The organism is Streptomyces sp. NPDC056948 (assembly GCF_042674225.1).
Classification (GTDB): Bacteria; Actinomycetota; Actinomycetes; order Streptomycetales; family Streptomycetaceae; genus Streptomyces; species Streptomyces purpurascens.
Genome location: NZ_JBHUQX010000017.1, coordinates 32,662 through 43,539 on the forward strand (window position 1 = coordinate 32,662; position 10,878 = coordinate 43,539).

9 protein-coding genes are annotated in these 10,878 nt (G+C 72.0%); 1 reads left to right on the forward strand and 8 read right to left on the reverse strand.

Going from position 1 to position 10,878, the window contains the following annotated elements:
* Positions 1-9 precede the first annotated feature (9 nt).
* Together ACFTZL_RS04055 and ACFTZL_RS04060 are read right to left on the reverse strand one after the other, a co-directional pair.
* Complete coding sequence (locus ACFTZL_RS04055) at positions 10-2,349, reverse strand: bifunctional salicylyl-CoA 5-hydroxylase/oxidoreductase (protein WP_382577967.1); 2,340 nt, start codon at positions 2,347-2,349, stop codon at positions 10-12.
* On the reverse strand, positions 2,346-3,173 hold the full coding sequence (locus ACFTZL_RS04060; RefSeq protein WP_382577970.1) for an enoyl-CoA hydratase family protein: 828 nt from the start codon (positions 3,171-3,173) through the stop codon (positions 2,346-2,348). Before ACFTZL_RS04060 ends, ACFTZL_RS04055 begins: the two co-directional genes overlap by 4 nt.
* 310 nt (positions 3,174-3,483) lie before the next feature.
* On the opposite strand from ACFTZL_RS04060, the gene ACFTZL_RS04065 reads away from it, so the two are divergent.
* Positions 3,484-3,951, forward strand: a complete 468-nt coding sequence (locus ACFTZL_RS04065) for an ATP-binding protein (RefSeq protein WP_382498220.1) — start codon at positions 3,484-3,486, stop codon at positions 3,949-3,951.
* Between the two features lie 7 nt (positions 3,952-3,958).
* Here the strand turns inward: ACFTZL_RS04065 and argF are convergent, their stop codons facing one another.
* The 6 genes from argF to ACFTZL_RS04095 form a co-directional block, all read right to left on the reverse strand.
* Positions 3,959-4,966 carry an ornithine carbamoyltransferase gene (gene argF, locus ACFTZL_RS04070; protein WP_382577972.1) on the reverse strand — a complete coding sequence of 336 codons (1,008 nt, stop codon included), beginning with the start codon at positions 4,964-4,966 and terminating at the stop codon, positions 3,959-3,961.
* 61 nt (positions 4,967-5,027) lie between these two features.
* Positions 5,028-6,251: an arginine deiminase gene (locus tag ACFTZL_RS04075; RefSeq protein ID WP_382577975.1), complete on the reverse strand. Its 1,224-nt coding sequence runs from the start codon at positions 6,249-6,251 to the stop codon at positions 5,028-5,030.
* 93 nt (positions 6,252-6,344) lie between these two features.
* Positions 6,345-8,048, reverse strand: a complete 1,704-nt coding sequence (locus tag ACFTZL_RS04080; protein ID WP_382577977.1) for an aKG-HExxH-type peptide beta-hydroxylase — start codon at positions 8,046-8,048, stop codon at positions 6,345-6,347.
* 96 nt (positions 8,049-8,144) lie between these two features.
* Complete coding sequence (locus ACFTZL_RS04085; RefSeq protein ID WP_382577980.1) at positions 8,145-8,381, reverse strand: hypothetical protein; 237 nt, start codon at positions 8,379-8,381, stop codon at positions 8,145-8,147.
* Positions 8,382-8,478: 97 nt separating this feature from the next.
* Positions 8,479-9,606: a caspase family protein gene (locus ACFTZL_RS04090; protein ID WP_382577982.1), complete on the reverse strand. Its 1,128-nt coding sequence runs from the start codon at positions 9,604-9,606 to the stop codon at positions 8,479-8,481.
* Positions 9,603-10,778 (reverse strand): hypothetical protein, encoded by a 1,176-nt coding sequence (locus tag ACFTZL_RS04095; protein ID WP_382577985.1) that lies wholly within the window; start codon positions 10,776-10,778, stop codon positions 9,603-9,605. The genes ACFTZL_RS04090 and ACFTZL_RS04095 overlap by 4 nt, the downstream gene beginning before the upstream one ends.
* Positions 10,779-10,878: the final 100 nt, after the last annotated feature.

Below are 10,878 nucleotides of genomic sequence, written 5' to 3' on the forward strand. Positions count from 1 at the left end.
GGGGGTTGTTCACAAACTCAGCCGCGGCTTCGGCGCGTCCGTGCGGCCCGTCTGGGGCCGGCGGCTGCCCGCGCGGTACGGGGCCGGCCAGGCGACGCCCGGGCCCGTGTAGCCCTGTTCGGCTGCCGCGTGCAGAGTCCAGTGCGGGTCGTAGAGGTGCGGGCGGGCCAGGGCGCACAGGTCCGTGCGGCCCGCCAGGATCAGGGAGTTGACGTCGTCCCAGGAGGAGATCGCGCCGACCGCGATCACCGGGACGCCGACGGCGCGACGGATACGGTCCGCGAACGGCGTCTGGTACGACCGCCCGAACTCCGGCCGCTCGTCCGCCACGACCTGTCCCGTCGACACGTCGATCGCGTCGGCGCCGTGCGCGGCGAAGGCCCGGGCGATCTCGACGGCTTCCTCGCCCGTGGTCCCGCCCTCGGCCCAGTCGGTGGCGGAGATCCGCACGGTCAGAGGCCGCTCCCCCGGCCACACGTTCCGTACGGCGTCGAACACCTCCAGCGGGAAACGGAGCCGCTTCTCCGGCGAGCCGCCGTAGGCGTCGGTACGCCGGTTGGTCAGCGGGGAGAGGAATCCGGAGAGCAGGTAGCCGTGGGCGCAGTGCAGTTCGAGCAGATCGAAGCCGGCCCGGGCGGCACGGCAGGCGGCTGCCGTGAACTGCTCACGGATGTCGGTGAGCTGGGCCCGGGACAGCGCGCGCGGGGTCTGGCTGTACGGCTTGTACGGGAGCGCGGAGGCGGCCACGAGCGGCCAGTTGCCCTCCTGGAGGGGCTCGTCCATGCCCTCCCACATCAGCTTCGTGGAGCCCTTGCGGCCGCTGTGGCCGAGCTGCACGCCGATCGCGGTGCCGGGCGCCTGGGCGTGCACGAAGTCGGTGATACGCCGCCACGCCTCGGCCTGCCGTCCGGTGTACAGGCCGGCGCAGCCGGGCGTGATCCGGCCCTCCTCGCTGACGCACACCATCTCGGTCATCACCAGCCCGGCCCCGCCCAGCGCCCGCGCGCCCAGATGGACCAGGTGGAAGTCGCCGGGGACGCCGTCGACCGCCGAGTACATGTCCATGGGCGAGACGACGACCCGGTTGCGCAGGGTCAGACCGCGCAGCCGGAACGGGGTGAACATCGGGGGCGTGCCGGGCGGGCAGCCGAACTCGCGCTCCACCGCCTCCGTGAAGTCCGGGTCGCGCAGCCGCAGATTGTCGTGGGTGACGCGGCGGCTGCGGGTGAGCAGGTTGAAGGCGAACTGGCGGGGCGGCTGGTCCAGGTACAGGCCGAGGTTCTCGAACCACTCCAGGCTGGCGCGGGCCGCACGCTGGGTGGAGGCGACGACGGGCCGCCGCTCCGCCTCGTACGCGGCCAGGGCCTCCTCCAGTGGGGCCCGCTCCTCCAGGCAGGCGGCCAGGGCCAGGGCGTCCTCGACGGCGAGCTTGGTGCCGGAGCCGATGGAGAAATGGGCGGTGTGGGCGGCGTCGCCGAGCAGGACGAGGTTGCCGTGCGACCAGCGGTCGTTGACGACCGTGCGGAAGGTCGTCCACGCCGAGTTGTTGGACCGCAGAGGGCGGCCGCGGAGTGCTTCCGCGAAGATCTTGCCGCAGCGTTCGATCGACTCGGTCTCGTCGAGCTCGTCGAAACCGGCCCTCTGCCAGACCACCTCGCGCATCTCGATGATCACGGTGGAGGCGCCGAGTTGATTCTGCGGCCCGGAGGGCCTCGTTGAGGGGTGGTGGTCGGGAGACGGGCGGGCAAAGGGGTAGCCGTGCAGTTGCATCACGCCGTGTTCGGTCTCGGCGATGTCGAAGCGGAACGAGTCGAAGGCGAAGTCGGCGGCGAGCCAGATGTAGCGGCAGTGGTGGGTGGTGACCTGGGGATGGAAGACGTCCGCGTAGGTCTCGCGGGTGGTGCTGTGGATGCCGTCCGCCGCGATGACCAGGTCGTGGGTCTGGGGGAGGTCTTTCGGGGCCTCGGTGTGGAAGCGGAGGGCTACGCCGAGTTCGCGGCAGCGGGTGTGGAGGATTTCGAGGAGCCGTTTGCGGCCGAGGGCCGCGAAACCGTGGCCTCCGGAGGTGTGGCGGGTGTTGCGGTGGGTGATGTCGATGTCGTCCCAGCGGATGAAGTCCCTCTGGAGGGCTTCGTAGACCTGGGGGTCTGCATGCTCTATGCCGCCGAGGGTTTCGTCGGAGAGGACCACTCCGAAGCCGAAGGTGTCGTCGGGGGCGTTGCGTTCCCAGACAGTGATGTCGCGGGACGGGTCGAGGCGTTTCAGCAGGGCTGCGGCGTAGAGGCCTCCGGGGCCGCCGCCGATGATCGCTACGCGTAGGCCCAGCGCCCCTGAGGGGGTCGCGCTCACCGTCCGCTCCACTTCGGGGGGCGCTTTTCTGTGAAAGCGGCGTGGAACTCCGCGTAGTCCTCCCCGGTCATCAGGAGGGCCTGTGTCGAGGCGTCGAGTTCGACCGATGCCGCCAGGGGCATGTCCAGCTCGGCCGTGAGGAGAGCCTTCGTCTGGGCGAAGGCCAGGGCCGGGCCGTCCGCCAGGCGGTGGGCCAGTTGCTGGGCGGCCTCGTCGGCGGCGCCCTCCTCCGTCAGTTCGCTGATCAGGCCGATGCGCTCGGCCTCGGGGGCGCGGACCGGGTCGCCCAGCATCAGGAGGCGGGTCGCGTGCCCCAGGCCCACGACCCTGGGCAGGAGGTAGGCCGCGCCCATGTCGCCGCCGGAGAGGCCGACCCGGGTGAAGAGGAAGGCGAAGCGGGCCGAGGGGTCGGCGACGCGGAAGTCCGCTGCCAGGGCGAGCACCGCTCCGGCGCCCGCCGCCACGCCGTGCACCGCCGCGATCACCGGGAAGGGGCACTCCCGGATGGCACGCACCACCTGGCCGGTCATGCGGTTGAAGTCCAGGAGCCGGGCGGTGTCCATACCGAGGGTGGCGCCGATGATCTCGTCGACGTCGCCCCCGGAACAGAAGCCGCGACCCTCGCCGGCCAGCACCAGGGCCCGTACGGCCCGCTCCCGGGACAGCTCCGCGAGCAGGTCGCGCAGGTCGGCGTAGGCGCCGAAGGTGAGCGCGTTGAGCTTCTCGGGGCGGGCCAGGGTGACGGTGGCGACGCCGTCGGTGAGATCGACGCGCAGGTGCTCCCAGCGGGGGGTGCGGGCGGCGGAGCCGGTGAAAGGACTCATGACGTGCGGCCTCCTCGGGCGGGCACTGCCTCACTGAGCTCTACCCCACGAAGCTATCACTCATCCGTGACTGTCGTCATGAGTGCGCGATAGACCGTCCGGGTAGGACTTCTGTGTGGATCCGGGGTGGCCCGGGCCGGTCACATCCGTCACAGATCATCCACACCGGCGTAACGGCGGGAGCAGCGGCGCGCGGCACCGCGTTCACCTGGGTAAGCCGTCCGGCAAGGGGGCGAAGGCGCCCCCCGACGGTGGCCCCTCGGACGCCTCTGAAGAGCGGCGCCGTACCATTCGTAAGGTTGAAAGCAGGATGTCCTGCTCCATGAACGGACCCGCCTTGTACGAACTCCCCTCCGCTCCCGCCTCCTGGCGCATCGCGCTGCCGCACACCGTCGCGGCGGTGCCGGTGGCCCGTGCCCTGGTCCGTACGGCGCTGGCCGAGCTGGAGTACGGGGCCGACTGCGACACGGCGGAGCTGCTCACGGCGGAGCTGGTGGCCAACGCGGTGGAGCACACCACCGGTGAGGCACCGATAGAGCTGGTGGTGGAGCTGATGCCGTCGGGATGTCAGGTCGAGGTGCACGACACCGACCCGGCACCGCCCGGCGACCTCACCCGCCCGGCCGGCGGGCCGCCCGACCCCTGGCAGGAGCACGGGCGCGGGCTGCTGCTGATCCGCGCCCTGAGCTCGTCGTGCGGGCACCGGCCGACCGAGTCCGGCAAGGCGGTGTGGTTCAGGCTGCCCGCGGTGCCGGCTCAGCGGCGCCCGTCGGCTTGAGGCCTGTTCAGGCCAGGGTCGCCACCATGACCGCCTTGATGGTGTGCATCCGGTTCTCCGCCTCGTCGAAGACCACCGAGTGGGCCGACTCGAAGACCTCGTCGGAGACCTCGAGGTACGCCAGGCCGTGCGACGCGTGGATCTCGCGGCCGACCTTGGTGCCCAGGTCGTGGAAGGCGGGCAGGCAGTGCAGGAACCTCACGTCCGGGTTGCCGGTGGCGCGCAGGACGTCCATGGTCACGGCGTACGGGCCGAGGGCGGTGATGCGCTCGTCCCAGACCTCCTTCGGCTCACCCATGGAGACCCAGACGTCCGTGGCGACGAAGTCGACGCCACGGACGCCGTCGTCCAGGGTCTCGGTGAGCGTGATCCGGGCGCCGCTGCTCTCGGCGAGCGCTCGGGCCCGGTCGACGACCTCCTCGGCCGGCCAGTAGGCCTTCGGCGCGACCAGACGGACGTCCATGCCGAGCAGGGCGCCGGTGACCAGGTAGGAGTTGCCCATGTTGAAGCGGGCGTCGCCCAGGTAGGCGAAGGCGATCTCCCCGAGCGGCTTGGCGCAGTGCTCGGTCATGGTCAGCACGTCGGCCAGCATCTGGGTGGGGTGCCAGTCGTCGGTGAGGCCGTTGAAGACGGGCACACCGGCGTGCGCCGCCAGCTCCTCGACCTTCTGCTGACTGTCGCCCCGGTACTCGATCCCGTCGTACATCCGGCCCAGCACCCGCGCGGTGTCCCTGACCGACTCCTTGTGACCGATCTGGGAGCCGGACGGATCGAGGTACGTGGTCGAGGCGCCCTGGTCGGCGGCCGCGACCTCGAACGCGCAGCGGGTGCGGGTGGAGGTCTTCTCGAAGATCAGCGCGATGTTCCGGCCCCGCAGGTACTGGGTCTCGGTCCCGGCCTTCTTGGCGGCCTTCAGCTCGGCGGCCAGCTCGACCAGACCGCGGAACTCCTCCTCGGTGAAGTCCAGCTCCTTGAGGAAGTGGCGGCCGGCGAGGGCGCTCGGGGCTGTCGCCATGGGGGCGCTCCAGGGATACGGGGACACAGACTCCTGGAATACTATACGAAGCTCAGCATGTCTATACGGGCTCCCGTTCGACAGGGCAGCTCATGCAGCGCGGTCCGCCTCTCCCCCGCCCCAGCTCACTGCCAGGGATCTCTATCACCTCGATGCCCTGTTTGCGCAGGTGGGTGTTGGTGGTGGCGTTCCGTTCGTAGGCGACCACGACGCCCGGTTCGACGGCCAGGACGTTGCAGCCGTCGTCCCACTGCTCGCGCTCGGCGGCGTGCACGTCCTGGGTGGCGGTCAGCACCCTGATCTCGTTCAGGCCGAGCGCGGCGGCGATCGCGCGGTGCATGTGCTCCGCCGGATGGTCGGTGACCTTCAGCTCCTTCTCTCCGACGCCCGGCTCGATGGTGTACGAGCGGAGCATGCCGAGGCCCGCGTACTGAGTGAAGGTGTCGCCGTCGACCATCGTCATCACGGTGTCGAGGTGCATGAAGGCACGCCGCTTGGGCATGTCGAGCGCCACGATCGTCTCGGCGGAACCGGCGGCGAACAGCTTGTGCGCGAGCATCTCGACGGCCTGCGGTGTGGTGCGCTCGCTCATACCGATGAGGACGGCGCCGTTGCCGATGACCAGTACGTCCCCGCCCTCGATGGTCGACGGATAGTCGGCCTGTCCCTCGGACCACAGGTGGAAGGTCTCGTCCCGGAACAGCGGGTGATGCCGGTAGATCGCCTCGAAGTGCACGGTCTCGCGCTGCCGGGCGGGCCAGCGCATGGCGTTGATGGAGACGCCGTCGTAGATCCAGGCGGAGGTGTCGCGGGTGAAGAGGTGGTTGGGCAGGGGGTCCAGCAGGAAGTCGTCCAGGTCCATGACGTGGAAGCGCACGGAGGTCGGCTCCGGGTGCCCGTCCAGGAACTCGCGTTTCGTCATGCCGCCGACCAGGAGCTCGGCCAGTTCCCACGCGGGCAGATCCTCGAAGGCGGCTCTGATGTGGTCGGTGGCCAGGGGGCCGTACTCCTTCTCGTCGAAGACCCGGTCCAGGACGAGGGTTCTGGCCGCCGGGACCTGAAGCGTCTCGGCCAGGAGATCACCGAAGAGGTGGACGGTGACGCCCCGGTCGCGCAGCACGTCGGCGAATCCGTCGTGCTCGGCGCGGGCCCTGCGCACCCACAGCACGTCGTCGAAGAGCAGCGAGGTCTTGTTGCTGGGGGTGAGCCTTTTGAGCTCGAGATCGGGCCGGTGCAGGATGACGCGGCGCAGCCGCCCGGCCTCGGAGTGGACGTGGTATGCCATGCCTCCATCCTGACCATCGCGGCGCCCGTTGACGCGCTGCTCGCGCGTTTCCACGAACTCTTGTTTGCGTCTCCGTGACGACAACCGGCAGGGTCATCCGCTGGGCAGCGGCTGGAGCAGTTCCGGCCGGGCCAGCATCCGCCGGGTCGTCCGCCCCGGGTCAAGGACAGCGCGGGCGACGATCCAGCCGGCCAGGGCGTGCGGTTCGGCGGGATCGGTGGCGAGCTGGTCGGCGTACCGGGCGAGCGCGGCTGCGGCGTCCCCCGCGGCGAGCTGCTCGTCGGCGGTGTGGGGGGCGACGGGGCGGGCCGCGAAGGCGTGGGTGCGGACGTCGGGCCAGGAGGTGCGGTCGGGGCGGAAGCGAGGGTTTCCGGATCCGGAGGAGGGCGGGGCGACATTGCGCAGGCGCCACTCGGTGCGGTGCAGTGCGGCGGCTGCGCGGGCTCGGCTCAGCGCGGCCGGAGGGACCGGCTCCCGCAGCCAGCCATCGAGGGTGCGGGCGAGCCCGGACACGAGGGCGCAGCCCTGTACGGTCAGCCGGCCGCTGGTCAGCAGGGTGCGCACGGCCAGGCGGCTCTGCAGGCGACGCAGGGCGAAGAAGTAGGCGGCCCGCTCGACCGCCTCGGCCCCCTCCGCATCGACCAGCCGGTCCCGCCAGAAACCCGCGACACCGGTGAAGGCGTACGCGCCGTGCAGCAGGCCGGTGAGGTGGCGGGGGTCGGTGCGCCAGGGGGCGTAGTAGCGCTCGGCCCGGTCGTCCTCCAGCAGCGGGAACAGGTGAAGGAGGGCGGCCAGCTTGCTGTGCTGGAGTTCGTGCACCAGGGTTTCGGCGAGCGCGAGCGCGGAGGCCGGGCGGACTATGAGCATGCCGCCGAAGGAGTCGCCGCTGGAGGCCGACACCTGGACGAAGGGCAGCGGGGGCGGGCTGACGGCGGTGCGTCCGAAGGGCACGATCGCCAGGATCATGGCGAGGTCGACCCGCCCGGGGCCCGGTGCGCCCGGGCGTGCGAGGATCCGCGCGGCCTCGTCGAACAACCGCTGCCACTCCTGTGCCTCGTCCTCGTCGAGTCGGTCTGGGGGCAGGTGGTCGTCGAGGTCTCTGTAGGGGTCGAGGTCTTCGAGTACGACGCTGACGGGCGTCGTGCCATCGGGGCCGGTGTGGGTGAGGGCTCGCAGCGGAAGCCAGCTGCTCCCCTCTGTCACTGCCCCGGCGGCGGCGCGCTGCCTCAGCGGGCGACACGTCACCCGCACCGTTACGGCCGCCCTTCCCGGCCCCTCGACGGTCAGCTCTCCCCCCGACGTCATGGCCCGGCCGACCGCCAAGCCCTCTTTCGCGTCGGGAAGTCGGACCATGCCGAGACCGGGCACGGGCAGCCGCCCGCTGATGAGGGGGACGTCGAGGGCCGTCTCGGTGTCCGCGTGCAAGGAGGCCGCGAGGGCCAGCGCACACAGGTGGCCCGCCTCCGCCCACAGCGGCGGCCCGGTCGCCGTGCCGTGCACCCGGCGCAGCATGTGGGAGATCCAGCCGCCGGTCGCCGGGGCCAGCAGCAGGCGTTCGACCGGCTCCGGCGACTCCTCGGCCGCCTCCTTGAGCACCCGCCAGGCCTCGGCGACCGGGGTGAGGGGGGTGGGCAGGGCGTCGAGATGGTTGAGGAGGGTGCGCAGGAGCAGCAACCGTCGCGCGCGTTCTGCTCGTTCGAGGAAGGCGACGGCCGCTGCGGAGCCACCTCCAGCGGCCAGCTCCGCGAAGAGCCGGTCCGGCATGCGGAAGGGAGCGAGGTGCTGCTCGCTGGTCATCGTCGCGGGCCTCCGGTCGGGTTGGCGGACATGCGGGGACCCCGGTGCGCGTGTGGGTGTCGCACCGGGGCTCTGCCGTCGGGACGCGGTCGGCGGCTAGTCGGCTCGGGCGCCCTGGCCTCCTCCTTCGCCGCTCCTCATGCTGCTGCGGGCGCGTAGTACCTCGGTCAGCAGGCGTGTGGTGGGGGGCAGGGTGGGGAGACCGTCCACGGCGCTCAGGGGCAGCGCCGCGAGGTCCGCCAGATCGGATTCCCACACATCGGTCCCCGCGGCGGCGACGACCGGTTCAGGTGCGGCGGCTCCGGTGTGGTGCAGAGCGGGCGGCTGGTCCAAGATGCTCCCCCTTCTCGCACGGTGGCACGCGATGCCCCGTGTCTTTCCATCATGACCAATACCCCCCGGGGCGAAAACCGTACGATCACGCCACTGATCATCGCCGATCACACCGCCGCGGCGAAGTGGAAGCCAACTCGCTGATTGCGGCCGCCAGTTCGACCTTCAGCTCCGGATCGTCGTCGACGGACACCACGGCGTCGAACAGGTCCCACAGTGCCTCCGGGTCCCGCCGGGCGAGCCCTCCGAGGATGTTGACGACGTCGGTGCGTGCCCTGCTGTGGCGGCGGAGTGCTGCTGTGACACGGGGGTTCAGCGCGGCGACGACCGTCTGCCGCTCGTCCGGGTCGTTCACCAGGGGGTAGGCGAGGAGGGCCTCCACCGCGCGCTGCAATGCCGCGAGGGGGCGCGGCGCGGCGGGCGGTCCGGCCGGAGGCAGGGTCTCCGTACGGTCGGGGCCCTGGAGCCGGATCTCGGGATGCTGAAGAGTACGGCCCTCTTCCCTGAGGGCCGCGATGCGCGCCCGAACGGCCGGAAACAGTTCCTCCGGATCGGGCGGCGCGGGCAGAACGGCCGCCCGGTCGGCCAGCAGACCGAGCAGGACGTCGGAGAACAGCCCGGTGGCACGGACCGGGTCGTTGGCCGCCGCCCTGCCCCGGCCGGCGGCGCGCAACACGGTCTGCCGGTGCACGTGGTTGGGCCGGCCCACGGGCAGGGCGTCGGCGGGCAGCGCCTCCTGGAAGGCGAGGTCCTCCTCGAAGGTCTCGCAGGCGTCCACGATCCACATCTGCTCGCGCAGACCGGGCACGGCGTCACCCGCGTACCGGGCCAGTGCGGATTCCAGGTCGATGCCCACTTTGTCGGCGACGCCCGCGTCCGCGCAGAAGAGCCGGAGCCGCCCGGCCCGGTCCAGCACACCGTGCCCGCCCCACCACACCCACAGCATGTCGCCCTGCGCCGGGGACAGTTCGCGGACGAGCGCCCGACGCAAGGTCGCCCGGTCCGCTCGCCCGTAAGGGACTTGCGGGTCGTACGGCGGCAACGGGGCCAGGTGCAGCCGCACTTGAGACTCCGGCACCCCGGCGTCCCGCAGCAGCCGCCAGAACCGTACGGCGTCCCGGGCGGGCCCGGGCAGCCGCCAGGCGTCCCCGGCCTCGTACGCCTCGATCCCGACAACGAGGGCGTGCACCCGGGCGGGGTCGACGGACGGCATCGCCCCGGTCACGGCAGGTGGTCCACGATGTGGCGGTACACGGCGGGGTTCGTCCAGTAGGCGCTGTGCGCGGCGGGGAAGGGCTGACCGCTGTCGACGGCGACATCGGTAACGCGGCCGGGGAAGAGCGCCGCGCCGAGATAGCCGAGCAGATCGCGCGGGTCGTACAGGTTCAGCCAAGCGGGGACGTACGACGGCAGGGGCGCGGGGTGTTCGAGGGACGGCAGGGAGCCCGACTCGTAGAGGAAGGGCCCCTGGGAGCCCGCCGTCACCAGGAGCCGGACCTGCGGCAGTGGGGCGGCGATCAGCGTGTCGAGGGCGATGATGCCGCCGAGGCTGTGGCCGATCACGGCGACGGGCGACTCCAGGCCCGCGACGAGGGTGTGCAGGCCGTCCCGGAAGGCGGCGCCCCGGCTCAGGTAGCGCAGGATGTCGCCGGCGGCGGGGTGGGCCGCCTCGGTGAGGGCACGCCGACGACGCTCGACGGCACGCGACGCCACTGCTCCGGCCGCCCGCAGCAGGGAGGAGCGCAGCCCTCGCTCCGTGCCCCGGGGCGGTGCGCCGAGGGCCTCGGCGATCCGGTCGGTGACGGCGTCACGGGTCTCGCCGACCGGCACGAGCGGGGAGTCGGCGTCGAGGGCGTCGGCGATGAGGCGGGCGGTCAGTGAGCGGGCGGCGAGAACGGCGAGGTCCGCCGCATCGAGGGCGTCGGCGGCGGGGCCGAGCAGGGGGTGGGCGGCCAGGTCGGTGGCGGCGCGGGCCAGTCCGGGGCCCAACTCGGCGACGGACGCGTCCCCTTGGGCGGCGAGAGCGGTGAGCAGCGCCCGTATGCCCTGGTGCGGCGGTACGGAGCCGGGCGGGCGTTCGACGGCCGGGCCGGATCGGGCAGCGGCGAGGGCCAGTTCGGCGTACGGGTCGGCGTAGAGGGCGGCCCATGCCGCGGTCACCTGGTCGCCCGGGTCCGACCCCGCCGGGCCTTCGCCGAGACCGCGCGTGGTGCCGGACCGGGGCGGCAGACTCGCCCCGTCGGCCGCGAGCGTGGCACCGTGTGCCGCTCCCCAGGAGTAGGGCAGGACCCGAAGCCCGTGGCGCTGTGCGGCCAGTCCGGCCGTCACACGTCCCACCAGCGCTGAGTGGGCCGGCTCGCGAACCCCGGTCCCATGGACGAAGACGACCGCGGTCATGCGCCCCCCGTGCCCCGACTGCCCTGATGATGTCAACGTACCAGTCTGACAAGGAAGTTGAGGCCAGGCAAACAAACGGTTGAGGCCCGCGGCCCGGGAG

Bases quoted from the DNA above. Each gene is read 5' to 3' on its own strand.
- ACFTZL_RS04080 (WP_382577977.1), bottom strand. From the start codon at position 8,048: ATGACCAGCGAGCAGCACCTCGCTCCCTTCCGCATGCCGGACCGGCTC.
- ACFTZL_RS04095 (WP_382577985.1), bottom strand. From the start codon at position 10,778: ATGACCGCGGTCGTCTTCGTCCATGGGACCGGGGTTCGCGAGCCGGCC.
- ACFTZL_RS04060 (WP_382577970.1), bottom strand. From the start codon at position 3,173: ATGAGTCCTTTCACCGGCTCCGCCGCCCGCACCCCCCGCTGGGAGCAC.
- ACFTZL_RS04075 (WP_382577975.1), bottom strand. From the start codon at position 6,251: ATGGCATACCACGTCCACTCCGAGGCCGGGCGGCTGCGCCGCGTCATC.
- argF (WP_382577972.1), bottom strand. From the start codon at position 4,966: ATGGCGACAGCCCCGAGCGCCCTCGCCGGCCGCCACTTCCTCAAGGAG.
- ACFTZL_RS04065 (WP_382498220.1), top strand. From the start codon at position 3,484: ATGTCCTGCTCCATGAACGGACCCGCCTTGTACGAACTCCCCTCCGCT.